Below are 24,031 nucleotides of genomic sequence, written 5' to 3'. Positions count from 1 at the left end.
ATGATGGTGCATATGGGTGTCGCCGACGGCATGGTGTCCGGCGCCGCGCACACCACCGCGCACACCATTCGCCCGGCGTTCGAGATCATCAAGACCACACCGGGCGTCTCCACCGTGTCGAGTGTCTTCCTCATGTGCCTGGCGGACCGGGTGCTCGCGTACGGCGACTGCGCGGTGGTGCCGGATCCGACCTCGGATCAGCTGGCCGATATCGCCATCTCCTCGGCGAAGACCGCCGCCCAGTTCGGCATCGAGCCGCGGGTGGCCATGCTGTCGTACTCGACCGGCGAATCCGGCTCCGGCGCCGATGTGGAGAAGGTGCGGACCGCCACCAAGCTGGTGCACGAGCGTTCGCCGGAGTTGCTGGTGGAGGGCCCGATTCAGTACGACGCCGCCATCGAACCGACCGTGGCGCGCACCAAACTGCCGGATTCGGTGGTGGCCGGGCAGGCGACGGTCTTCATCTTCCCGGACCTCAATACCGGCAACAACACCTACAAGGCGGTGCAGCGCAGCGCGGGCGCTGTGGCCATCGGCCCGGTGCTGCAGGGTCTGCGCAAGCCGGTCAACGACCTCTCGCGTGGTGCGCTGGTCGCCGACATCGTCAATACCGTTGCGATCACCGCCATTCAGGCTCAGCAGGAGGCACTGTGAAGGTCCTGGTGATCAATTCGGGATCCTCGTCCATCAAATACCAACTGCTGGACCCGGAATCGGCGGATGTGGTCGCCTCCGGCGTGGTGCAGCGCATCGGCGAACCGGTCGCCGCGGGCTCGCCCAGCATCGAACATCAGAGTGACGGAAAGACTTTCGAGCACGACGGGGAAGTGGGCGATCACGCCGCCGGACTGCGGCTGGTCTTCGACATCTTCGCCGAGAGCGGGCACGACCTGGCCGACGAGGGTTTGCGCGCGGTCGGGCACCGGGTGGTGCACGGCGGTGAGGTGTTCTACGAGCCGACGCTCATCACCGATGAGGTGGTCGAGGCCATTGCCAATCTGTCTTCCCTTGCACCGCTGCATAATCCGGCCAATGTGGTCGGCATCGAGAGTGCTCGCAAGCTGCTGCCGGACGTGCCGCAGGTTGCGGTGTTCGACACCGCCTTCTTCCACGGCCTGCCCGCCGCCGCCAAGACCTATGCCATCGACGCGAAAATCGCTGCCGCACATGGTGTGCGGCGTTACGGCTTCCACGGCACCTCGCACGAGTACGTCTCGGGTCAGGTCGCCCAATTCCTCGGTCGCGACCGAGGTGAGCTCAATCAGATTGTGCTGCACCTCGGTAACGGCGCCTCCGCCTCCGCCATTCGCGGTGGCAAGGCCGTCGATACCACCATGGGCCTGACCCCGCTCGAGGGCCTGGTCATGGGCACTCGCTCGGGTGATCTCGATCCCGGCATCATCTTCCACCTGATCCGCACCGCCGATATGAATGTCGACGATGTGGATGCCCTGCTCAACCGGCAATCCGGGATCAAGGGCCTCTCGGGGGTGAACGACTTCCGCGAACTCGGCCGCCTCATCGAAACCGGTGATGCCGCAGCGCAACTCGCCTTCGACGTCTACATCCACCGGCTCCGCCGCTATATCGGTGCGTACCTGGTGGAGCTCGGCCGGGTGGATGCCATCACCTTCACCGCGGGCGTCGGTGAGAACGATGCGAAGGTGCGCGCGGCGGCCCTGGCCGATCTCGGGCGCTTCGGCATCAGCGTCGACCCGGAGCGCAATACCGCGAAAGACCGGTCCGCCCAGTACATCTCACCCGAGGGCGCCGAGGTGGCGGTGCTGGTCGTGCCCACCAATGAGGAGCTGGCCATCGCCCGCGCAGCCGCGCGCCTGGTCGGCTGAACTTCATGCTGTGATCCTTCACGAAAACCTCACGATCCCACTGACACAGTGGTACTCGGGTCCGGTTCCTCCGGCGCCACCGGAACCCGTGTCGCACACGCACAGCTGCGGTAGGAACTGACCTTCCCTCGCCAGAACCGCCGACTCCTCGGCTGCCCCGAGGATCACCGCAGCGCGACACGGGGACCTTCCGGTCCCCGTTCAGATCCAGGATTTGGCGCGCACCGCATTGGCCAGGTCGATCAACGCGTAGCGGTGGCTGCGGCCGGGAGCCGAACGGGCCAGGCCGCGCAGGCCGGTTTCGATGCCGCGCCGCAGTTCTCGTTCGGTGAACGGTGCACTGAAGATCTTGGTGTCCGATGTGTTCGGAATGCGACCGGCCTGTAGCCATCCCAGGGCGGTCCCCAGTACCAGGACGCGCAATTGGGCCGCGCGGCCTTCGCCGGCCGGCAGCGCCTGCACCCGGGCGGCGGCCACATACAGCGTGGATTCGTCGAGTTCCTCGACGGGAGCCGAGGTCAAAAGCATGAGCACGGCGGTCATCCGCGCTTCGGCATAGTGCCGGGAGGCGGGCGGGACTTCGTCGAGGGCGTGCACCGCGGCGCTGATATCGCCGGCGGCCGCGAGTTGCCGGGCCAGGCCGAAGGCGGCGCTGACCACACCCCGGTCGGTGCGCCAGACCGTGGCGTAATAGTTCTCGGCGAAGGCCCGCCACTCCTCCGGCTCGGGCGAATCCCAGTGCTGCAGTGTGAGTTCCGAGGTAGCGGCCAGGGCCAGCTTGGGCGCGATCTCGCCCGGAACGGCCTGCAGCACCGAGTCGAAGCGGGCGAAGGCGCGTTCGTAGTCCTGTTCCAGCAGTTCGGTCATGCCGAGATACCAGTCGGTGCGCCAATCCGCGGCCTCCGGCGTGCCGGTGAGGCGTTGCAGCACCAGGCGGGCGGCGCCGGGCTCGAACAGATCGAGATGCGCGCGTGCCTCGGCCAGCGTCACCTCCATCTCGAAAGTGTCCGGCGCACCGCCCGGTTCGGCCGCCGCTCGCTGACGGGAGTGCCGCAGTTCGTCCAGGGCGTGCCGGGGTTCCGGATGCGCGGCGCCGGCCAGCAGCGGTGCGGACGGGTCGGCGGGATCGATGATGGGCACGGGCAGCGCGGCCACCACATCGCGCGCCCGCAGCAGCGTGCTGCGGGCGATGCCGTCGATGATGCCGTCGGTCTGGGCGACGAACTCCCCGGTCCCGAAACTGGTGCGGGGCGGGCTGAACAGGGTGGAGAGCTGCGGATGTTCATTGCCGAGTTCGACGGCGAGGATTTCCCGCAGCACACCCATGAGCTGACTGCCGAGCAGCCGGGCCGACCCGAATCGGCGGTCCGGGTCCGGATCGGTGGCGCGCAGCAGCAGTCGATGGAAGAACTCGTGGCGGGCCAGTACCGGCTGATCCTTCGGGTCCGGGATGCCGTCGACGTAGGCGCCCTTCTCCATCGGCAGATTCAGCGTGAGCACGGCCAGTGTGCGGCCCACCGTGTAGATGTCGGAGGCCACGGTCGGCCCGGTCTGCCCGACCTCCGGCGCCTGATAACCCCTGGTGCCGTACAGGTTTCCGTACGCCTCGAACTGCGCCACCGCACCCAGGTCGATGAGTTCCACCCGCTCGGAGGTGACCATGACATTGTCGGGTTTGAGATCGTTGTAGGCCAGCCCGCCGGAGTGCAGATACTCCAGTGCCGGAAGGGTTTCCAGCACATAGGCGATGGCCTCGGCCACCGGCATGCGTTCGGGCCGCACATGCTGATCGAGCAGATCGCGCAGGGAATGCCCGCCCACGTACTCCATGACGATGTAGCCGATGGGCGATCCGTCCGGCCCCGGATGTTCCACAAAATTGTGGATCTTCACAATGCTCGGATGCGCGACCTCGGCCAGGAACTGCCGTTCGGCGACCGCCACCGCCTGCGCCTCGGCGTCACCGGAGTGCAACAGGCCCTTGAGCACCACCCACCGGTCGCTCACATTCCGGTCGATGGCGAGATAGATCCAGCCCAGGCCGCCGTGCGCGATACAGCCCTGGATCTCGTACTGGCCCGTCACCACATCGCCCTGGTGCAGCGACGGCCGGAAATCATAAGGCGCCCCGCAGGTTTCGCACGTGCCCGCGGCATGCGCGGGATGCGTCGCGCTCGCCCGTCCCACGGGTTTGCCGCAACGCCAGCAGAATCGGCGTCCCTCGGACACCTCCGGATCGGCGAGCACCGCCTGTTCCGGATCCACCGGCGTGACCGCCGGAATGGGTACCAGTCCGGCCCCGAGCCGCCGCACCACCGGCCGCTGCCGCGACATGCGCGCCGTGCGCTGCGAAGGCCGGGTGGGTGTCCGGACCTCTGCCGAATTTCCCTCCACCACAGTCGGTTCCGGCTCTGCGGGCGCTGCGGCGCCATTATCGCTCAGCCGTTCGGTGGAGCGGGTCGCCGGACCGCCGCCGTCCAAGCGTTCGGTGGCCTGGGTCGGTGGCGCCTCCTCGCCCGCGCGCTGCGAGGCCCGGGTCGGCTCACCGATATCGTTCGGTTCGCTCATCTCAGTCCTGATACCTGGGCGGTGGCGGGACCGCGGCATCGCCGAGTTCGCTTGCGAGCCAGCGCTGATAGAGACGGTTCCAGGTGCCGTCACCGCGAATGCGCTCCAGCGTCGCGTTGACGGCGCGGACCAGATCGTCGGAGCCCTTGGAGATGCCGATGCCGTACTGCTCGGTGCTGAGGTCGGGGCCGACCACCTCGGTCTGCGGGTCCTGCTCGGACAATCCGGCGAGCAGGGTGTCATCGGTGCTGATGGCATCGGCCTGGCGCTGCTGCAGCACCACCAGGCAGTCGGCCCAGCTGGGCACGGTGACGATGGAGGCGGCGGGCTGCTGGGCGCGGACCAGATCGAGGGAGGTGGTGCCGGGCACCACGCACACTCGTTTGCCCGCCAGATCCGCGAGCCCGGTGACGCCGGAATCGCGCACGGTCAGCACCCGCTGATGCGCCTGCAGATAGGAGGTGGAGAACGTAACCCGTTGCCGCCGATCACAATTGATGGTCATCGTCTTCACCACGATATCGACGGTGTGCTCCTGCAGCGCGCGTTCCCGTTCGGCGGAACCGAGGATGCGGTACTCGATGAGATCCGGACTGCCGAGCAGATCCCGCGCCACTTCCCTGGCGATCTCCACATCGAATCCGGCGAGTGCCCCGGTGGTCGGATCGCGGAAGCTGAACAGATTGCTGCCCGGATCGAGCCCGACCAGCAGCCGCCCCCGACTGCGGATGGCATCGAGATCTGGCCCGGTCCGGGCGCCGGTGGGCCGCAGACTCGCGGTCGGGTCACCGCAATTCACCGGTGCCGGTGGTGCGGCCGCATTGGCCGGCGCGACCGTGGCTCCCGAGGGCAGCGGCGGTTCGACATAGCTGGGCACCCGTGGCAATTGCGGTGCGGGAGCGGAGTTCTCGGCACAGCCCGTGGCCAGCGCGACGGTGCACAGGGTCAGCGCGGCCACCGCCGGTCGCCAGGTCGCCCGGGCGGCAGGACGGCCGCCCGAAGGTGCGCGCCGCCGCCTCATCGGTACTCCCGCAGTCGCGGCCACAGGCCGGCCGCCACCAGTACGGCCGCCGCGGTGCTCAGCACCAGCGCGCCGGGCGCCAGCAGATCGAGGGTACGAGCGGCATGGGAGGCGTTGGTGCGCAACGTGTTCCGGCTGTCGGTAATGCCGTCGCCGAGGGCATGGTCGAGGGTGTCCACCTGGGCGGTGGCCTCGTTCGCGCCGGGTCCGGTGGCGACCGCGCCCGCGCCGATGAAGTCGCCTCGGGAGAGTGCGTCGTTCATGCGCTGGTGCGCGGCGCGCCAATGACTCAGGGCGTCGCTCGCGGTCTTCACCTCGCTCGCGCCCGGTGCGTCCTTCGAATAACCGGCCAGAATGCCGCTCAGTTTAGTGGTGGCCTGGTCGAAGGTGTTGTCGTATTCGGCGCTGGTGTCGCGGCGCACCAGCTTCAGGGTTTCGGCGGCGCGGGCCTGCTGCGCGAGAATGCGGCTCTCGGTGAGTGCCGCGGTGGGGACGCTGCCGTCGTCGCGGGAGTGGGTGGTGGAGACCGCGGAGATGAAGCCCGCGAGCACCGTCCAGCCCAGCAGCGCCACCATAATGGTGGTGGCCAGCAGCAGTCCGGGATTGAGCACCCGATTCCAGCGCCGGAACAGGAACAGCTGTGAGGTGACGAGAGCCGCGACCGCCAGCAGCGGCAGGATGATCGCCGGCCACGGCGGCTGCACATGATGGTGCTGGGTCGCGGTGATGGCGGCGGCGCGATGCTCCTGCAGTTCCTGCGCCATCGGCAGCATGGTCGACTGCATGAGGTTGGACGCCTCGCTCAGATAGGCCGCGCCGACGGGCAATCTGTTGCGATTGTCGGTGCGTGCCGTCTCCACCAGTCCGCTGTACACAGGCAACCCGGTGGCTATCCCGGCGCGCAGATCGGTGTCGGTATCCCCGCCGCTGCGATCGGACTGCGTCACCAGCTCCGCCGCCGCCTCGCCGATCGCCTGGTTGTACCTGTCCCGCACCGGTTTCGGTTCCAGCCCGCCGGAGATGAACGCGGTGCCGGCGGAGGCGTCGGCCACCGACAGCGAGGTATAGAGCCGCTGCGCCGAATAGGCGTCCGGCTCGGACTGATCCAAAAGCGAATCGAGTGCGTGCTGGCGGTTGTTGACGGCACTGGCCGTGACCACGCCGGCGGCCAGGCACATGCCCAGCAAGACCAACCCCACCGCGATCAATTTCGCCGGTGAGGAGTGTGCGAATGTCCGCATATCGGTCGACGAGAATCGTTCCCGGACGGCGGCGGCCGCGGCCCGCGGCGACAGCTCGTCGAGCCGCAGTTCCTCGTTGCGAACCATATTCACCTCCCACTGACCGAAACCGGACGATCGACTTGTTGCTGTCGAATGAGCTTATTGTGGACGTACCTGTGCCGTGACGCGGGAACACCCGGCAGTTATCGCGGTGCGGTCCGAAGATGGGATTGCGAAGTATGCGTGGTGACGGCGACGGCTGGGCCGAAAGTCCCGATGGCACCCGTCAATGGGGACGCTTCGGTGCTGCCGGACTGTTGCTGCGCGCCCCGCTCGTGGACGGGGGATCGGCGGTACTGCTGCAGCATCGCGCGGCCTGGAGCCATCAGGGCGGCACCTGGGCGCTGCCCGGCGGTGCCCGCGACAGCCATGAGACCACCGTGCACGCGGCCGTCCGGGAGGCCGAGGAGGAGGCCGGCATCACCGCCGGGTCCATCCGGGTGCGGGCCTCGCGGGTCACCGCCGTCGCGGACAGCGGCTGGACATACACCACGGTCATTGCCGACGCGGTCACCCGGTTGCGCACGCAGGTCAATCTCGAATCCACCGAATTGGCATGGGTGCCCGAGGACGAGGTGGACGCCCGGCCCCTGCATCCCGGTTTCGCCGCCGCCTGGCCGCTGCTGCGTGCCACCCCGACCCGGGTGAGCCTGGACGGGGTGGATGATCCGGCAGCGGTGGCGGCCGCATTGCCACGCACCCTGGAACTGTCCGACGCGGAGTTCCTGTGGCTGTGCTCCGGCGGCAACGGTGATGCCCGCACAGCACGGATCGGCGCGGCCGAGACGGGCTCCGATGTGGCCGATATGGCCGGAAATGTGTTGTTCCTCACGCTGGCTCAGGTGTTGTCTTGAGGCGTGAGCCAGCGTGAGATTCCCACATACTGCCGGATCTGTGAACCACTCTGCGGGCTGATCGCCACCGTCGAGGACGGGAAACTGGTGCGGCTGCGTGCCGATAAGGAGCACCCGCTATCGCGGGGCAATGCGTGCCCGAAGGGCATCGCGTTCACCGAGATTCAGAACGATCCGGATCGGGTGCTGTATCCGATGCGGAGGGTGACCACGGCGGGCAGTGAATCGGGTACTGCCGGTTTCGAGCGGGTCTCGTGGGCGGAGGCGCTCGACGATATCGGCGCCCGGCTGCGCACCGTCATCGGCGCGCATGGACGGGAAAGTCTCGGTTGGTATTTCGGGAATCCGTCCACCTTCTCCTATTCACATACGCTGTGGCTGGTCGGTTTTCAGCTGGCGGCCGGTCTGCGGCACGTGTATTCGGCGGGCTCGCAGGACATCAACAATCGCTTCGTTGCCAGTGAGCTGCTGTACGGTTCGCTCACCTCGGTGCCCGTCCCGGATCTGGACCGCACCGACTTCCTTCTCATGCTCGGCGCGAATCCCGTTGTCTCGCACGGGAGTGCGATGAGCATGCCGCGTATCCGGGAGAAGCTCACGGCCATCACCAAACGCGGCGGCCGGGTCGTGGTGGTCGATCCGCGCCGGACGGAGACCGCGCGCCTGTTCGAGCACGTCGGCGTGCGGCCGGACGGCGATGCCTGGCTGCTCGCCGCCCTGCTCCAGGTCATTTTCACGGAGGGACTGGCCGATGCGCAGGCCCTGCGCCGCCAAGCCGCCGGAGTGCGCGAATTACGTGATGCGGTCGGCCGATTCACCCCGGAAGCGACCGCCGTCGTGACCGGCCTGGAACCGGACCGGGTGCGTACCCTGGCCGGCGATCTGGCCCGCGCCGGCAGGGCCGCCGTCTACGGCCGCACCGGCACCTGCCTGGGCCGGCACGCCACCCTCGTCGCCTTCCTCATCGATGCGCTGGCGCTGGTGACCGGCAATCTGGATGCGCCCGGCGGCTCGGTATTCGGTAAGGAACTGGTGGCCGTCTCCAAGCTCAATGCCCGCCTCGGCCTCATCGGCTACGGCAAGAACCGTTCCCGCATAGGCGATTTCCCGGATGTGCTGGGCACCTTCCCGGCCGCCATCATGGCCCGGGAGATCACCACTCCGGGCCCCGGTCAGCTGCGCGCGCTGTTCACCTCGGCCGGCAATCCCGTGTCCTCGGTCCCCAACGGCCGCGAATTGTCTTCCGCCCTGGCACAACTCGACCTGTTCGTCTCGATCGACCTCTACCTGAACGACACCAATCGAATGGCGGACTACATCCTCCCCGCCACCACTTTCCTGGAGCGCGACGACATTCCGCTGCCGTTCACGGCGCTGTCTCCCACCCCGTACACCCAGTACACCGAGCGGGTCCTGGAGCCGTATGGCGAGGCCCGTGAGGAATGGCGCATCATCGACGATATCGCCACCCGAATCGGCGTGCAGCCCTTCGTGGTCGGTCCCGCCGCCGCCGGTGGCCTGCTGAGCCGCCTGCGCGGCCTGCCCGGCGGCCGCTCCGCCCGTCCCACCCCGAAGCTCCTGGCCGATCTGGCCATCCGCACCGGTCCGTACGGCGACTGGTTCGGCCTGCGCCGCGGCGGCCTCAGCCTCCGCATGCTCCGCCGCCACCCGCACGGCCTGGTGCTGTCCGATGCTGTCACCACGGGTGTGCTCCGGGAAATAGTGCAGCACAAGGACAATCGGGTACACCTGGCTCCGCAGGAGATTCTCGCCGAACTCCGCGCCCTCGAGACTCCCCAGGTGGACCCGGCCTACCCGCTCCGCGTGATCGGCATGCGGGAGCTGAAATCCCACAACTCCTGGATGCACAATTCCGAGCTGCTCATGCGCGGCGACCGCACCCACGCCGCCCGCATCAACCCAAAAGACGCTGCCGTGGCAGGCATCTCGGACGGCGCCCGCTGCCTGGTGACCTCCGCCCACGGCTCTATCGAGGTGACCGCTCGCCTGACCGAAGACATGACCGAGGGTGCGGTGGCCATCCCGCACGGCTGGGGCCACAACGGCGGCTGGCAGCGCGCGAACGCGGCGGGCGGCGCCAATGTCAACGACCTGATGTCGACCGACATCGCCGATGTCGAACGCCTCGCGGGCATGTCGAACCTCAATGGCGTCCCGATCCGCCTGGACCCGTTGTCTGCCGGCTGAATTCTTCCGTCATTCCGGCGCGCTTGTGGCCGGAATCCACAGCGAGCAGCCGATCCATCCGCTGTGTGGGTCCCGGCCACAAGCATGCCGGGGCGACGGGGTGGTCCTCAGCGGTCGAGGTTGTCGAGGATGCGCTGCTTGAGCGCGCGGGCGGCGGCTTCGGGGTCGGCGGCGGCGGTAATGGCGCGTACCACCACGATTCGGGTCGCACCGGCGGCGAGTACCTCGGGTAGTCGCGCGTCGTCGATGCCGCCGATGGCGAACCAGGGGCGGGTGGTGTGCGATTCGGCGGTGGAGCGAACGAGGTCCAGCCCCGAGGGCTGGCGTCCAGGCTTGGTCGGGGTGGCGTACACCGGGCCGGTGGCGAAATAGTCGATATGTTCGTCGACAGCGGCCAGCCCGGCCTGGGCGCGATTATGGGTCGAGCGCCCGATGACCACATCGGGGCCGAGAATGCGGCGGGCGTACCAGGGCGGTAGATCAGCCTGGCCGAGGTGCAGGACATCGGCTCCGGCGGCGAGCGCGATATCGGCGCGGTCGTTCACGGCGACGAGCGCCCCGTGGCGGCGGGCGGCCGCCTTCAGTTCTGCCAGGATGCCGAGTTCGGCCTTCGCCTCGAGCGAGCCGAACTGCTGCTCCCCGGGCGAACCCTTGTCTCGAAGCTGGATGATGTCGACGCCACCGGCGAGCGCGGCATCGGCAAAGGCGGCCAAATCGCCCTTTTCCCGCCGGGCGTCGGTGCACAAATACAGGCGCGCGTCGGCCAGACGTTCGCGCGGTGCCGCAGGGCGGCCGGGGTGGGAGGGCTGCACGTCCCAGACCGTAGTCGCGCTACCGTGGGCATGTGGAATGCCTCGCGGTCGGTTATACGTGAACAGGCGTTTACATCGGATGTGCTTACAGATGCAATTGCAGTTCCCGGTATGTCCGGGTAGTGAGGTGGAACCAGATGCGGACTCTGGCCGTCGTGGGCGGAGGTGTGATCGGGCTCTCGGTGGCCTGGCGCACCGCCGAATCGGGCTGGACGGTCACGCTGCTGGATCCGGCACACGGGACCGGCGCCTCCTGGGTCGCGGGCGGCATGCTCGCGCCCCTCTCCGAGGGCTGGCCCGGCGAGGACGGCGCCCTCGAATTCGGGGCCGCCTCGCTCGCGCGCTGGCCTGATTTCGCCGCGCGCCTGCGGGCCCGCACGGGTGCGGACCTGTTCACCGCGACCCGCACCCTCAGCGTCGCCCTCGATGCCGCCGACGCGGCCGATCTGCGCACCATCGCCGACTGGGTCAATTCGCACGGTCATGCGCTGCAACTGCTGGATCGGGCCGGTGTTCGAGAAGCCGAACCCGGCCTCGCCCGCACGGTTCGCGCCGGTCTGCTCTCGACGTCCGAACCGGCCGTGGACAACCGCGCCCTGGTGACTGCCTTACGCGCGGCCTGCATCGCCGCCGGAGTCGAATTTCGCGCCGAACAGGTGACGGCCCTGGCGGACCTCCCGCACGATCGGATCGTGCTCGCCGCGGGCGCTGCCGCCGCCACCCTGTGGCCGGGCCTCCCCGTCCGTCCGGTGAAGGGCGAGATCCTGCGCCTGCGCCGCCGGCCGAGCGCACCCACCCCGCCGCAGGGCGTGATCCGGGCGCGCGTGCACGGCCGCCCCATCTACCTGGTCCCGCGCAGTGACGGAATCGTCTTGGGCGCAACCCAATACGAGCAGGGTTTCGATACCGCCGTGACGGTCGCCGGGGTACGCGACCTCATCACCGATGCCGAGGCGATTCTCCCGGGCATCGGTGAATACGAATTCGCCGAAGCCGCAGCGGGTTCCCGTCCGGGTTCCCCGGACAGCGTCCCCCTCATCGGCTACCTGGACAACCGCGTGATCGCCGCAACCGGCCACGGCCGCAATGGAATTCTCGGTACGCCCGTCACCGTCGACGCGGTACTCGCGTTGCTCGCCGATACCGAGCTCCCCGAGGCCGCGGCCGCCGACCCCGGTCGTTTCGCCCGTCCAGGCCCGGCCGAAACCCGGCCCACCCGCACCGATGCCCCGATTTCTCCAGGAGGAATTCGATGACTGTTATCCCGATCGGCGTCACAGTGAACGGTGAGGATCACTCGTTCGCCGAGGCGCCCACGGTGCGCGAGCTACTGGAGCGGCTGAACCTGCCGTCCCAGGGCGTCGCGGTGGCGGTGGACGGCGCCCTGTTCCCCAAATCCAATTGGGATCAGCAGGTCGAACGTGGCTGGGAGATCGAGGTTTTGACGGCGGTGCAGGGTGGCTAGCCCGATCACGCCGCTGGTGATCGCGGGCCGGGAATTCGGCTCCCGCCTGATCATGGGTACCGGCGGCGCCGAGAACCTCACAGTGCTGGAGGAGGCGCTGATCGCCTCGGGCACCGAACTGACCACGGTCGCCATGCGCCGGGTGGATGCCGCGGGCGGTACCGGAGTGCTGGATCTGTTGAAGCGCTTGCAGATTGCGCCGCTGCCCAATACCGCGGGCTGTCGCACCGCCGCCGAGGCGGTGCTCACCGCACAGCTCGGCCGCGAGGCACTCGGCACCGACTGGGTGAAGCTCGAGGTGATCGCCGACGAGCGCACGCTGCTCCCGGACGCCATCGAACTGGTCAGTGCCGCAGAGCAATTGGTGGACGACGGTTTCACCGTGCTGCCCTACACCACCGATGATCCGGTGCTGGCCCGCCGGCTCGAGGACATCGGCTGTGCCGCCGTCATGCCGCTGGGCTCGCCCATCGGCACCGGTCTGGGCATCGGCAATCCGCACAATATCGAGATGATCGTCGCCGCCGCGGGCGTCCCGATCATTCTGGACGCGGGCATCGGTACCGCCAGTGATGCCGCGCTGGCCATGGAACTCGGCTGTTCCGCGGTGCTGCTGGCCACGGCCGTCACGCGCGCCCGCCGGCCCGCGATGATGGCCGCCGCCATGGCGCATGCCGTGCAGGGCGGCCTGCTCGCCCGCGAGGCTGGCCGCATCCCGAAGCGCTTCTGGGCGCAGGCGTCCTCACCCGCGATATGACCTGCCGGAATTGCGTTGCCGTCGGGTGCCGTCGCGGGGGATGATCCTCGGGGGAGCTCGGGACCAGGTCATCCTCGAGGGGGATGCGACGCGCGACCTCGGGTCGATAGTGCCCGGCCACTTCTTCGGGAAGACTGGGCAGCATGATCGAACTGAGGGGCCTGACCAAACATTACGGGCAGACCGTTGCGGTGTCGGATCTTACGTTCACCGTGCGTCCGGGTCTGGTGACCGGCTTTCTCGGCCCGAACGGGGCGGGCAAGTCGACCACCATGCGGATGATCCTGGGGTTGGACGATCCGACGTCCGGTACGGCGCTCATCAACGGTAAGCCGTATCGAGCTCTGAAGCGCCCGCTGGAAGAGGTCGGTGCGCTGCTGGATGCCAAGTGGGTGCATCCGAACCGTTCGGCGCGTTCGCATCTGCGCTGGATGGCGGCATCCAATGACATTCCGGCCTCGCGGGTCGAGGAGGTGCTGCGGCTGGTCGGTCTCGCGGAGGTCGCCAATCGCAATGCGGGCGGTTTCTCGCTCGGCATGTCGCAGCGACTCGGCCTGGCCGGCGCCCTGCTCGGCGATCCGAAGGTGCTGCTGTTCGACGAGCCGGTGAACGGCCTGGATCCCGAAGGCATTCTGTGGATTCGGCGTTTCATGCAGCGACTCGCGACCGAGGGCCGCACCGTGCTGGTGTCGAGCCATCTGCTGTCCGAAATGGCGCAGACCGCGGAGCAACTCATCGTGATCGGCCGGGGCAAGCTCATGGCCGACGTCTCCACCAAGGATTTCATCGAGCGCGCCTCGGAACAGTCTGTGCGCGTGCGTAGTCCGCAGCTGGATCAATTGCGCAGCGTGCTCACCTCGGGCGGTATGACGGTGCGCGAGGAGGGTGCGGACGCCGCCGGCGCCGCCCTGATCGTCACCGGCGCCACCTCCGACGCGGTCGGAAAACTGGCCGGCGCCAACGACATCACGCTCTACGAGTTGTCGCCGCAGCGCGCCTCGCTGGAAGAGGCGTTCATGCGGATGACAGGCAGCGCGGTGGAGTACCACGGCGAAGGTTTCGACCAGGTGATGGGAGGGGCGCTCTGATGGGCGTGCTCGCAGCGGAACGTATCAAGCTCACCTCGACCCGGTCGCCGTGGTGGTGCTCGGCCATTATCGTGGCGCTCGGTCTCGGCTTCGCCGCCCTGATCGCGGCGGTCAATCGCAATCCGAAGGCCGACTCGCCGCCGCTCAGTGTGACGAACGTCGTCGGCGGCGTGAGCGGCTTCGGCGTGCTGGTGCTGATGATTCTGGCGTCACTGGCGGTGACCAGTGAATACCGGTTCGGCACCATCAAGTCCACCTTCCTGGCCACTCCGGCCCGGGACAAAGTGCTCACCACCAAGGCACTCATGATCGGCGTGTACGGCGCGGTGCTCATCGGTGTGCTGACGCTGCTGGCCTTCGGCCTGGCCAAGATCATCACCGGTTCCAGCGGCGGTTCCGCGCTGGAACTGTCGTCCTCGGCCAATGCGCGGGCGATCTACGGCCCGGCCATCTATGCCTTCCTCGCGGTGCTGCTCGCGGTCGGTATCGGCGTACTGGTCCGGCAGACGGCCGCCGCCATTTCGCTGATCATCCTGTGGCCCACCGTAATCGAGTCGCTGCTGAGCGCCTTCGGCAGTTTCGGCCGGAATGTGGGCGCGTTCATGCCCTTCGCCAACGCGTCGCACTTCTATTCGGTGTCGGACGGCGGCAGCACCGATTGGCATTGGGGCCCGTGGGGGAGCCTGCTGTACTTCGCGGCCTTCGTCGCGATCATTTTCGGCGCGGCACTGTTCATGGTGAACAAGCGCGACGCATAGACCCTGCCCGGGGATGCCGCCGGCCACTGCCCGGCTCGGCGGCGACCATCGGCCCGATACGGAACCAGTCCGTATCGGGCCGATGTCATGTGTGCGGAAGAACAGTGTGTGAATACCGTCATTCCGTTCGAATGCGGCTGGCCATCGAATACCGGGCTCGGTAGCATCGTCCCAGCAACCAAAACACTCCATACATCGGCGGGCCCAACGATGTGGCCGCTCAGACCGATCGGAAGGTGTGCAGGTGGCAATCATTCATCCATCCGGAGATCAAGCGCTGAGATACGCTCTGGGCGTGAGCGAACGACCCTCCGACGACGGCGAACGCGCATCCGACGCCTCCCGTTCGGAAGGATTGGGCACCGATCGCAACCGGTCGCGTGAGGCGAACGGTGCTCGCGCGCGTGATGCGCGCGCCCCCCGCATCGACCCCGACCTGGTCATCCCGCTGGTCCCGACCGAAACGGTCGACGACAGCGACGAGCCCGACGATGCTCCCGGTCGCCGGCGTTTCCCCGGCCAGCTGTCGGGACTGGTTTCCGCGGCCAATGCGCGCGGTGACCTCATCGGCGCCATCCGCAAGGCCCGCGAGAACCTCCCAGGCGATCCCGCCTTCGGCGATCCGCTGTCGGTGTCCGGTCCCGGCGGTGCGCGCGCGGTCGCCCGCGCCGCGGACAAGCTGGTCGGTGATTCGCCCAGCGCCGCACGCGAATTGGGGCTGGGTGCGCTGCAGGTCTGGCAGGCCATGCTGGAACGGGTCGGCAAGGGTCGCGGCACGCAGGAGATCACCATCATGTTCACCGATCTGGTGGCCTTCTCCAGTTGGTCCCTGACCGCCGGTGACGAACAGACTCTGGAGCTGCTGCGCCGGGTCGCCAAGGCCATCGAGCCGCCCATCGCCGATCGCGGCGGCACGGTCATCAAGCGCATGGGTGACGGCCTGATGGCGGTCTTCCCGTCCGCCGACCGGGCCGTACGGGCCGCGGTGGCGGCCAAGGAGAACCTGACCGGGGTCACCGTCGGCGGTTATCGCCCGCAGATGCGGATGGGCCTGCACACGGGCACGCCGCGGGAGATCGGCGGGGACTGGCTGGGTTTGGACGTCACGATCGCCGCACGGGTCATGGAGGCCGGTGGAAACGGCAACACCATGATGTCGGCGGCCACCCTGGATTCCCTGCACGCCGAGACGCTCGAGGAATTGGGTTTCGGTGTGAAGCCCTATCGCCGCAGTTTCTTCGCGGCCCCGCTCAGCGGCGTGCCCGAGGATCTGCGCATCTTCCGGCTGGACGGCGAGTAGCTAACTATTAGCTAAATCACGTAGAGGATCGCGCCCCCGACCGCCAGCACTCCGGCCACGCCGAGTGCGATGGCGAGTGGGCGGAGGGTCTTCCAGGTCGAATAGGCCCCGCCGAGCAGGAAGCCGGCCAGGGCTAGCAGCACGATCACGCTGACATCTGAGGACACCCGACCCAGTTTGCCTGGTCCGGCCGGCCCGGTGCGAAGCGGCTCGTGAATTAACAAGCACGCAGGCTTGATTTTTTTCTGAGGCGATGTGACCCTGTAACCGACTGCCGCGAAGATGCGCGGGTGTACAGGGAGGCCCAGTAATGAGTCAGCTCGGCGACGACCCGGACCTCATTCGGATCGGCAACTGCTCCGGCTTCTACGGGGACCGGATGAGCGCCATGCGCGAGATGCTCGAGGGCGGGCAGCTCGATGTGCTCACCGGCGACTACCTCGCCGAACTCACCATGCTGATCCTGGGACGCGATCGCATGAAGGACGCGAACCTGGGTTATGCCAAAACCTTCGTGCGGCAGCTGGAGAACAGTCTCGGGCTGGCCCTCGAATCGGGCGTGCGCATTGTCGCCAATGCCGGTGGCCTGAATCCGGCGGGCCTGGCGCAGCGGGTGCGGGAAGCGGCCGAAAAGCTCGGTCTGGCACCGAAAGTCGCGTATGTGGCCGGTGACGATCTGCTGCCGCGTGCCGCCGGACTGGGGCTGGGTGCGCCGCTCACGGCCAATGCCTACCTCGGTGGCTGGGGCATCGCCGAATGCCTGAACGCGGGCGCGGATATCGTCGTGACCGGCCGTGTCACCGACGCCGCGCTGGTGGTCGGCCCCGCCGCCGCCCACTTCGGCTGGGGGCGTGGCGATTACGACGCGCTCGCCGGTGCCGTGGTGGCCGGACACGTCATCGAATGCGGAACACAGGCCACCGGAGGCAATTTCGCCTTCTTCACCGAGATCGCCGATCTGATGCGCCCCGGCTTCCCGATTGCCGAGGTGCGCCGCGACGGCAGCACGGTGATCACCAAGCACGCGGGCACCGGCGGCGCGGTCACCGTGGACACGGTGCAAGCGCAGCTCATGTACGAGATCCAGAGCGCGCGCTACGCCGGACCGGATGTCACCACCCGGCTGGACAGCATCGCGCTCACGCAGGAGGGCCCGGATCGGGTCCTCATCAGCGGTGTGACCGGTGAAGCGCCGCCGTCGCGCACCAAGGTGTCGCTGAACACCATCGGCGGTTTCCGCAACGAGATGGAATTCATCGTCACCGGCCTCGATATCGAGGCGAAAGTCGCACTGGTGCAACGGCAGCTGGAATCGTGGCTGCCCGTGCGACCGGCGGAGCTGGACTGGACGCTCGCCCGCCTGGATCGCCCCGATGCCGAGACCGAGGAGCAGGCCAGCGCCCTGCTGCGCTGCGTGGTGCGCGATCCGGACCCGAACAAGGTCGGCCGCGGCTTCTCCAGTGTGGCAGTGGAATTGGCCCTGGCCAGCTATGCGGGCTTCTCGATGACCACGCTGCCCGGCAACGGCGCGCCGTACGGCGTGTTCACCCCGGGATACGTGGATGCGAAGGAAGTTCCGCATATCGCGGTCCTGCCCGATGGCAGCACGGTAGACATTCCACCGGCGGGGGAGACCCTGGAATTGGCCGAGGTGCCGGAACCGGCACTGCCGCAGCTACTTCCGCAGGGCGAGACCCGCCGTGTCCCGCTCGGCACCTTCGCGCTGGCGCGCAGTGGTGACAAGGGCGGCAATGCCAATATCGGCGTCTGGGTGCGCACCGATGAGCAGTGGCGCTGGCTGGTGCACACGCTCACCGTCGACGAGCTGCGCGTGCTGCTGCCGGAAACCGCGAAACTGCCGATCACCCGGCACGTGCTGCCGAATCTGCGCGCGATCAATTTCATTGTCGAGGGCCTGCTCGGCGCGGGCGTGGCCTATCAGGCCCGCTTCGATCCGCAGGCCAAGGGGCTCGGGGAATGGCTGCGAGCCCGGCACATCGAGATACCTGTGGAGCTGCTGGCATGAGCGGTCAGGGCCCGAAGGAGCCGCTCCACCTCCCTGCGCTTGCCTGCGTAACCACGCAGGGCCCCCGAGCATGCCGAAAGGGCACAGCATGAGCTATGTGAACCAGTGGGAAACCCCCGAGCGGCGCGAATTACGTGCCACCGTGCGCGGATTCACCGAGCGTGAGGTGCTGCCGTACCTGAACGACTGGGAGCGGGACGGTGCGCTCCCGCGTGAACTGCATAAGAAGGCCGGTGCGCTGGGCCTGCTCGGCATCCAGTTTCCGGAGTCCGCGGGCGGTTCCAGCGGTGATCCCATCGACGCCGCGATCGTGTGCGAGGAAATGCATTACGCCGGTGGCTCGGGCGGCTTGTTCGCCTCGCTGTTCACCTGCGGTATCGCGGTGCCGCACATTATCGCCTCGGGCAACGCCGAGCACATCGAGCGCTGGGTGAAGCCGACCCTCGCGGGTGAGCTGATCGGCTCGCTGGCCATTACCGAGCCCGGCGGTGGCTCCGATGTCGGGCACCTCACCACCACCGCGGTCCGCGACGGCGACGAATACATCGTCAACGGCGCGAAGACCTTCATCACCTCCGGTGTGCGCGCCGACTACGTGGTGACGGCCGTCCGCACGGGAGGCAAAGGCGCGGCCGGTGTTTCGCTGCTGGTGGTGGAGAAGGGCACGCCCGGCTTCACGGTCAGCCGAAAGCTGGAGAAGATGGGCTGGCTGTGCTCCGATACGGCGGAACTGTCGTATGTGGATGTGCGCGTGCCCGTGTCGAATCTGGTCGGCCCGGAGAACTCCGGATTCGCCCAGATCGCCAATGCTTTCGTGAGCGAGCGGGTCGGCCTGGCCACCCAGTCCTACGCGCACGCGCAGCGCTGCCTGGACCTCACGCTGGCCTGGTGCCGCGATCGGGAGACCTTCGGCCGCCCGCTCATCAGTCGGCAGGCCGTGCAGAACACGCTGTCGGAGATGGCGCGTCGCATCGATGTCGCCCGGGTCTACTCCCGGCATGTGGCCGAGCGGGCCGCGAGCGGTGAGACCGATCTGATCGCCGAGGTGTGCTTCGCCAAGAACACCGCGGTGGAGACCGCCGAATGGGTGGCCCACCAGGCCGTGCAGCTGTTCGGCGGGCTCGGCTACATGCGTGAGTCCGAGGTCGAGCGCCAGTACCGCGATGTGCGAATTCTCGGCATCGGCGGCGGCACCAACGAGATCCTGACCGCCCTGGCGGCAAAGCGATTGGGGTTCCAGTCTTGAGTATTCTGCGCACCTCCGTAGATCCGAAGTCGGCGGACTATCAGGCCGCCGCCGAGGCCATGACGGCCAAACTCGATGAGGTCGGGGCCGAGTACGACAAGAACATCGCGGGCGGCGGGCCGGACAAGATGGCGCGGCATCGCAAGCGCGGCAAGCTGACCGCGCGCGAGCGCATCGAACTGCTGCTCGACGAGGATTCGCCTTTCCTGGAGCTGGCGCCACTCGCCGCGTGGGGCAGCGACTTCCATGTCGGCGCCAGCGTGATCGCGGGCATCGGCATTGTCGAGGGCGTCGAATGCATGATCGTCGCGCCCGATCCGACCGTGCGCGGCGGCACCTCGAACCCGTGGACGCTTCGAAAGAACCTGCGGATGAACGATATCGCGCTGGAGAACCGGCTGCCGGTCATCGGCCTGGTGGAGTCCGGTGGCGCGGATCTGCCTACGCAGAAAGAGGTCTTCGTCCCTGGCGGTCGCATGTTCCGCGACCTGACCCGGCTCTCGGCGGCTGGAATACCCACCATCGCACTGGTTTTCGGTAACTCGACTGCCGGTGGCGCGTACATCCCCGGCATGTCCGACTACACCGTGATGATCAAGGATCGCTCCAAGGTGTTTCTGGGCGGCCCGCCGCTGGTGAAGATGGCGACCGGTGAGGAGTCCGACGACGAATCGCTGGGCGGCGCCGAAATGCACGCTCGCGTCTCGGGTCTGGCGGATTACCTGGCCGTCGACGAGCAGGACGCGATTCGCCTGGGCCGCTCCATTATTCGCCGGTTGAACTGGGAGAAGAAGGGCCCGGTCCCGCGCGCGCTTACCGAGGTGATCGAGCCGCTGTACAGCCAGGAGGAGCTGGTCGGCATCGTCCCGTCCGACCTCAAGATTCCGTTCGACCCCCGCGAGGTCATCGCCCGCGTGGTGGACGGCTCCGATTTCGACGAGTTCAAGCCGCTCTACGGTTCGAGCCTCGTCACCGGCTGGGCCGAGCTGTACGGCTATCCGGTCGGCATTCTGGCCAATGCCCGCGGCGTGCTCTTCTCCGAAGAGGCGCAGAAGGCGGCGCAGTTCATCCAGCTGGCCAATCAGAAGAACACCCCACTGCTGTTCCTGCACAACACCACCGGCTACATGGTCGGCAAGGAGTACGAGCAGAAGGGCATCATCAAGCACGGCGCGATGATGATCAATGCGGTGTCGAATTCGAAGGTGCCGCATATTTCGCTGCTCATGGGCGCGTCCTACGGCGCGGGCCACTACGGCATGTGCGGCCGCGCCTACGATCCGCGCTTCGTCTTCGCCTGGCCCAGTGCGAAATCCGCCGTCATGGGCGGTGCACAGCTGGCCGGTGTCATCTCCATCGTGGGCCGGGCCGCCAATGAGGCGCGCGGCATCCCCTTCGACGAAGAGGCCGATGCCGGTATCCGCGCCATGATCGAGGCGCAGATCGAGGCCGAATCGCTGCCCATGTTCATGTCGGGCCGCCTGTACGACGACGGCGTCATCGACCCCCGCGATACCCGCACGGTATTGGGAATGGCCTTGTCCGCCATCCACAATGCCCCGATCAAGGGCGCCGAGGGCTTCGGCGTCTTCCGAATGTGAGCAGCGGCATGGACATTACGAACGTTCTGGTCGCCAATCGCGGCGAGATAGCGCGCCGGGTATTCGCCACCTGTCGTCGCATGGGAATCGCAACTACCGCGGTGTATTCGGATGCCGATGCCGCCGCGCCGCATGTGGCCGAGGCCGATGCGGCCATCCGGCTGCCGGGCAATACTCCGGCGGAGACCTACCTGCGCAGTGACCTGATCATCGAGGCCGCCCTGGCCGCCGGCGCCGACGCCATCCACCCCGGCTACGGATTCCTTTCCGAGAACGCCGAATTCGCGCGCGCCGTGCTGGCAGCGGGCCTGACCTGGATCGGCCCGCCGGTCGCGGCCATCGAGCAGATGGGCTCCAAGGTCGAGTCCAAGAAGATGATGGATGCCGCCGGTGTCCCGGTGCTCGCCGAGCTCGATCCGGCCGAGGTCACCGCGGATATGCTGCCGGTGCTCATCAAGGCTTCATCGGGTGGCGGCGGTCGCGGTATGCGCGTGGTGCGCGACCTGGCCGAACTGACCGAGCAGCTGGAAGGCGCACGGCGCGAGGCGGCGTCGGCCTTCGGCGATCCGACCGTGTTCTGTGAGCGCTATCTGGAGACCGGCCGTCATATCGAGGTCCAGGTCATGGCCGATACACAGGGCACCGTGTGGGCCGTCAGCGAGCGCGAATGCTCCATCCAGCGCCGCCACCAGAAGGTCGTCGAGGAAGCCCCGTCCCCGCTGGTCGAGAAGATCGACGGGATGCGGGCCCGGCTGTTCGAGGCGGCCCGGCTGGCGACCGAGGCCATCGGTTACGAGGGTGCGGGCACCGTCGAATTCCTGGCCGACGAGAAGGGCGACTTCTTCTTCCTGGAGATGAATACCCGTCTGCAGGTGGAACATCCGGTCACCGAACAGGTCACCGGACTCGATCTGGTGCGCCTGCAATTGCAGGTGGCGGCCGGTCGTCCGCTGCCGGCGCAGCAGCCGGCCATGCGCGGTCACTCCATCGAGGTGCGGCTCTACGCCGAGGATCCTGCGCACGACTGGCAGCCGCAGAGCGGTCCGGTTCACAAGCTCGAAATCCCCGGCACCATAGGCGAATTCACGGTGCTGACCGAACCGGGCGTGCGCCTGGACACCGGCGTGGTGGACGGTTCCGTGGTCGGCGTGCACTACGACCCCATGCTGTCGAAGGTCATCTCGTACGCCGATACTCGCGACGAAGCCGCGCACCTGCTGGCATCGGCCTTGCAGCGGGCCAAGATTCACGGTCTGGTCACCAACCGCGATCTGCTGGTGCGGGTGCTGCGGCATCCGGCCTTCCTGGCCGGGGACACCGATACCGCCTTCTTCGCCACCCACGGTCTGGACGTCCTGTCCGCACCGCTGGTCTCGGAGGCCGATGAGGCGCTGTCCGTCGTGGCGGCAGCCCTGGCCGATGCCGCCGCGAATCGGCAAGCGGCACGGGTGGTTCGGGGCGTGCCGAGCGGCTGGCGCAATCTGCCGTCGCAGTCCCAATCCAAATCGTACGAGAGCCGCCTGACAGGCAAGCACGAGGTGCGCTACCGCCTCACCCGCGCCGGCCTCGAGGTGGACGGGCATCCGGGCCTCGAATTGCTGGAAGCCACACCGGATCTCGTGGTGCTGCAGGTGCCGGGGGAGCGCGGCCCGGTCCGCCGCCGTTTCGAGATCGCCCGCTACGGCGATCTGGTCGCCGTCGATTCCCCGCTCGGCCCGGTGGCGGTGCGCCGCCTGCCGCGTTTCGAGGATCCGGCCGATCAGGTGGCCGAGGGCTCACTGCTCGCGCCCATGCCGGGCGCGGTCATTCGCGTCGCCGCGGAAGCGGGCAGCCGGGTCGAGAAGGGCCAGCCGATTCTGTGGCTGGAGGCAATGAAGATGGAGCACACCATCGCCGCCCCCGTCGCCGGCATTCTCACCGAATTGAACGTCACCACCGGCCAGCAGGTCGAGGTCGGCACCGTACTCGCCGTGGTCCAGGCCGACAGCGAAGATCAGGAGTAGGCAATGAGTTTCGTCGAGACCGATGAACAGAAGGCGCTGCGCGCTGCGGTAGCTCAGCTGGCCGCGAAGTACAACTTCCGCGATTACGCCGGACCCAAGGCCCGCAAGGGTGAGCCGTTCGACGAATTGTGGGACGAGGCAGGCAAGCTCGGCTTCCTCGGCGTGAATCTGCCGGAGGAGTACGGCGGTGGCGGCGCGGGCATCTACGAGCTGGCGCTGGTGCAGGAGGAACTGGCCGCGCGCGGCTGCGGCCTGCTGCTCATGGTGGTGTCCCCGGCCATCTGCGGCACCATCATCACCAAGTACGGCACCGAGGCGCAGAAGCGGGAATGGCTGACCAAGCTGGCCGACGGCTCCGGCAAGATGGTCTTCGGCATTACCGAGCCGGATGCGGGTTCCAATTCGCACAAGATCACCACCACCGCGCGCCGGGACGGTGAGGACTGGATCCTCAGCGGCCGCAAGATCTTCATCTCCGGTGTGGATCAGGCCGAGGCCGTGCTCATCGTGGCTCGCAGCGAGAATGCCAAGACCGGCAATCTGCAGCCCGCCCTGTTCATCGTCCCGACCGATGCCCCCGGCTTCGTGAAGACGAAGCAGGAGATGGACATTATCGAGCCGGACAATCAGTTCACGCTCTTCCTCGATGATGTGCGCCTGCCCGCCACCGCGCTGGTCGGCAAGGAGGACGCCGCCATCGCGCAGCTGTTCGCCGGGCTCAATCCCGAGCGCATCATGGGTGCGGCCATGGCCGTGGGCATGGGCCGCTACGCCATCGATCAGGCCGTCGCCTACGCCAAGGAGCGTGCGGTGTGGAAGGGCGTGCCGATCGGTGCGCACCAGGGTATTTCGCACCCGCTGGCCCAGGTGAAGATCGAGCTGGAGCTGGCCAAGCTCATGATGCAGAAGGCCGCGCACCTCTACGACGCCGGTGACGAATTCGGGGCGGCCGAGGCGGCCAATATGTCGAAATACGCTGCGGCAGAAGCCAGTATCAAGGCACTCGATCAGTCCATCCAGACGCACGGCGGGGCGGGCCTGACCTCCGATGTGGGTCTGGCGGGCATGCTCGCCGCCTCGCGCATTGCCCGGGTCGCCCCGGTCAGTCGCGAAATGATCCTCAACTTCGTCGCGCAGCACTCGCTCGGACTGCCCCGGTCGTACTGAGCCGCAACGATATTCGAGAAGCCAGGA

General features: G+C 67.7%; 20 protein-coding genes. 15 read left to right on the top strand and 5 right to left on the bottom strand.

Annotated features, from left to right (window positions below; translation table 11 throughout):
* Positions 1-654, top strand: a 654-nt coding sequence (pta, locus tag JWN03_RS44565; protein WP_297628866.1) for a phosphate acetyltransferase, incomplete at its 5' end; no start/stop codon positions are given.
* The gene (locus tag JWN03_RS44560) at positions 651-1,847 is read left to right on the top strand and encodes an acetate kinase (RefSeq protein ID WP_297628865.1); all 1,197 of its coding nucleotides are present in this window, start codon (positions 651-653) and stop codon (positions 1,845-1,847) included. The genes pta and JWN03_RS44560, both read left to right, overlap by 4 nt.
* A 201-nt stretch (positions 1,848-2,048) precedes the next feature.
* Here the strand turns inward: JWN03_RS44560 and JWN03_RS44555 are convergent, their stop codons facing one another.
* From JWN03_RS44555 to JWN03_RS44545, 3 genes are read right to left on the bottom strand one after another with little or no spacing between them, the layout of a single operon-like run.
* Positions 2,049-4,415, bottom strand: coding sequence for a serine/threonine-protein kinase (locus JWN03_RS44555; RefSeq protein ID WP_297628864.1), 2,367 nt, complete (start codon positions 4,413-4,415; stop codon positions 2,049-2,051).
* Between the two features lies 1 nt (position 4,416).
* Entirely contained in the window at positions 4,417-5,436 is a 1,020-nt protein-coding gene (locus tag JWN03_RS44550; RefSeq protein ID WP_297628863.1) for a glutamate ABC transporter substrate-binding protein, read from the bottom strand.
* Positions 5,433-6,764, bottom strand: coding sequence for a hypothetical protein (locus JWN03_RS44545; RefSeq protein ID WP_297628862.1), 1,332 nt, complete (start codon positions 6,762-6,764; stop codon positions 5,433-5,435). Before JWN03_RS44545 ends, JWN03_RS44550 begins: the two co-directional genes overlap by 4 nt.
* A 134-nt stretch (positions 6,765-6,898) precedes the next feature.
* On the opposite strand from JWN03_RS44545, the gene JWN03_RS44540 reads away from it, so the two are divergent.
* Complete coding sequence (locus tag JWN03_RS44540) at positions 6,899-7,573, top strand: NUDIX domain-containing protein (RefSeq protein WP_297628870.1); 675 nt, start codon at positions 6,899-6,901, stop codon at positions 7,571-7,573.
* 3 nt (positions 7,574-7,576) lie between these two features.
* Positions 7,577-9,781, top strand: a complete 2,205-nt coding sequence (locus JWN03_RS44535) for a molybdopterin-containing oxidoreductase family protein (protein WP_297628861.1) — start codon at positions 7,577-7,579, stop codon at positions 9,779-9,781.
* Positions 9,782-9,888: 107 nt separating this feature from the next.
* On the opposite strand, the gene thiE is transcribed toward JWN03_RS44535, so the two are convergent.
* The gene (thiE, locus tag JWN03_RS44530) at positions 9,889-10,593 is read right to left on the bottom strand and encodes a thiamine phosphate synthase (protein WP_297628860.1); all 705 of its coding nucleotides are present in this window, start codon (positions 10,591-10,593) and stop codon (positions 9,889-9,891) included.
* A 137-nt stretch (positions 10,594-10,730) separates the two neighbouring features.
* On the opposite strand from thiE, the gene thiO reads away from it, so the two are divergent.
* The 6 genes from thiO to JWN03_RS44500 all read left to right on the top strand — a co-directional run bounded on the left by thiO (position 10,731) and on the right by JWN03_RS44500 (position 15,961).
* On the top strand, positions 10,731-11,849 hold the full coding sequence (gene thiO / locus JWN03_RS44525; RefSeq protein WP_297628859.1) for a glycine oxidase ThiO: 1,119 nt from the start codon (positions 10,731-10,733) through the stop codon (positions 11,847-11,849).
* Entirely contained in the window at positions 11,846-12,058 is a 213-nt protein-coding gene (gene thiS / locus JWN03_RS44520) for a sulfur carrier protein ThiS (RefSeq protein ID WP_297628858.1), read from the top strand. The genes thiO and thiS overlap by 4 nt, the downstream gene beginning before the upstream one ends.
* Complete coding sequence (locus tag JWN03_RS44515; RefSeq protein ID WP_297628857.1) at positions 12,051-12,815, top strand: thiazole synthase; 765 nt, start codon at positions 12,051-12,053, stop codon at positions 12,813-12,815. The genes thiS and JWN03_RS44515 overlap by 8 nt, the downstream gene beginning before the upstream one ends.
* A 143-nt stretch (positions 12,816-12,958) precedes the next feature.
* The gene (locus JWN03_RS44510; RefSeq protein WP_297628856.1) at positions 12,959-13,903 is read left to right on the top strand and encodes an ABC transporter ATP-binding protein; all 945 of its coding nucleotides are present in this window, start codon (positions 12,959-12,961) and stop codon (positions 13,901-13,903) included.
* The gene (locus JWN03_RS44505; protein ID WP_297628855.1) at positions 13,903-14,661 is read left to right on the top strand and encodes an ABC transporter permease; all 759 of its coding nucleotides are present in this window, start codon (positions 13,903-13,905) and stop codon (positions 14,659-14,661) included. Before JWN03_RS44510 ends, JWN03_RS44505 begins: the two co-directional genes overlap by 1 nt.
* Positions 14,662-15,193: 532 nt before the next feature.
* Entirely contained in the window at positions 15,194-15,961 is a 768-nt protein-coding gene (locus JWN03_RS44500; protein ID WP_441343180.1) for an adenylate/guanylate cyclase domain-containing protein, read from the top strand.
* Between the two features lie 11 nt (positions 15,962-15,972).
* Here JWN03_RS44500 and JWN03_RS44495 read toward each other — a convergent pair whose 3' ends face one another.
* The gene (locus tag JWN03_RS44495) at positions 15,973-16,128 is read right to left on the bottom strand and encodes a hypothetical protein (protein ID WP_297628854.1); all 156 of its coding nucleotides are present in this window, start codon (positions 16,126-16,128) and stop codon (positions 15,973-15,975) included.
* A 143-nt stretch (positions 16,129-16,271) separates the two neighbouring features.
* Between JWN03_RS44495 and JWN03_RS44490 the strand changes: the two genes are divergently transcribed.
* From JWN03_RS44490 to JWN03_RS44470, 5 genes are all read left to right on the top strand, one after another.
* A complete protein-coding gene (locus tag JWN03_RS44490; protein ID WP_297628853.1) occupies positions 16,272-17,987 on the top strand; it encodes an acyclic terpene utilization AtuA family protein in 1,716 nt (571 codons plus the stop codon).
* A 97-nt stretch (positions 17,988-18,084) separates the two neighbouring features.
* Positions 18,085-19,233 (top strand): acyl-CoA dehydrogenase family protein, encoded by a 1,149-nt coding sequence (locus tag JWN03_RS44485; protein WP_297628868.1) that lies wholly within the window; start codon positions 18,085-18,087, stop codon positions 19,231-19,233.
* Complete coding sequence (locus JWN03_RS44480) at positions 19,230-20,834, top strand: acyl-CoA carboxylase subunit beta (RefSeq protein WP_297628852.1); 1,605 nt, start codon at positions 19,230-19,232, stop codon at positions 20,832-20,834. The genes JWN03_RS44485 and JWN03_RS44480 overlap by 4 nt, the downstream gene beginning before the upstream one ends.
* Before the next feature lie 8 nt (positions 20,835-20,842).
* A complete protein-coding gene (locus JWN03_RS44475) occupies positions 20,843-22,837 on the top strand; it encodes an acetyl/propionyl/methylcrotonyl-CoA carboxylase subunit alpha (RefSeq protein WP_297628851.1) in 1,995 nt (664 codons plus the stop codon).
* A 3-nt stretch (positions 22,838-22,840) separates the two neighbouring features.
* Positions 22,841-24,004 carry an acyl-CoA dehydrogenase family protein gene (locus JWN03_RS44470; RefSeq protein ID WP_297628850.1) on the top strand — a complete coding sequence of 388 codons (1,164 nt, stop codon included), beginning with the start codon at positions 22,841-22,843 and terminating at the stop codon, positions 24,002-24,004.
* Positions 24,005-24,031 lie beyond the last annotated feature (27 nt).

Origin of the sequence: Nocardia sp. (assembly GCF_025465275.1) — a bacterium.
In the GTDB taxonomy this organism is placed as follows: domain Bacteria; phylum Actinomycetota; class Actinomycetes; order Mycobacteriales; family Mycobacteriaceae; genus Nocardia.
This window is presented reverse-complemented; position numbering and strand designations above follow the sequence as displayed.

Coding starts and splice junctions, on each gene's coding strand:
- JWN03_RS44555 (WP_297628864.1), bottom strand. CDS start 4,415: ATGAGCGAACCGAACGATATCGGTGAGCCGACCCGGGCCTCGCAGCGC.
- JWN03_RS44550 (WP_297628863.1), bottom strand. CDS start 5,436: ATGAGGCGGCGGCGCGCACCTTCGGGCGGCCGTCCTGCCGCCCGGGCG.
- JWN03_RS44545 (WP_297628862.1), bottom strand. CDS start 6,764: ATGGTTCGCAACGAGGAACTGCGGCTCGACGAGCTGTCGCCGCGGGCC.
- JWN03_RS44540 (WP_297628870.1), top strand. CDS start 6,899: ATGCGTGGTGACGGCGACGGCTGGGCCGAAAGTCCCGATGGCACCCGT.
- thiO (WP_297628859.1), top strand. CDS start 10,731: ATGCGGACTCTGGCCGTCGTGGGCGGAGGTGTGATCGGGCTCTCGGTG.
- thiS (WP_297628858.1), top strand. CDS start 11,846: ATGACTGTTATCCCGATCGGCGTCACAGTGAACGGTGAGGATCACTCG.
- JWN03_RS44510 (WP_297628856.1), top strand. CDS start 12,959: ATGATCGAACTGAGGGGCCTGACCAAACATTACGGGCAGACCGTTGCG.
- JWN03_RS44505 (WP_297628855.1), top strand. CDS start 13,903: ATGGGCGTGCTCGCAGCGGAACGTATCAAGCTCACCTCGACCCGGTCG.
- JWN03_RS44490 (WP_297628853.1), top strand. CDS start 16,272: ATGAGTCAGCTCGGCGACGACCCGGACCTCATTCGGATCGGCAACTGC.
- JWN03_RS44475 (WP_297628851.1), top strand. CDS start 20,843: ATGGACATTACGAACGTTCTGGTCGCCAATCGCGGCGAGATAGCGCGC.
- JWN03_RS44470 (WP_297628850.1), top strand. CDS start 22,841: ATGAGTTTCGTCGAGACCGATGAACAGAAGGCGCTGCGCGCTGCGGTA.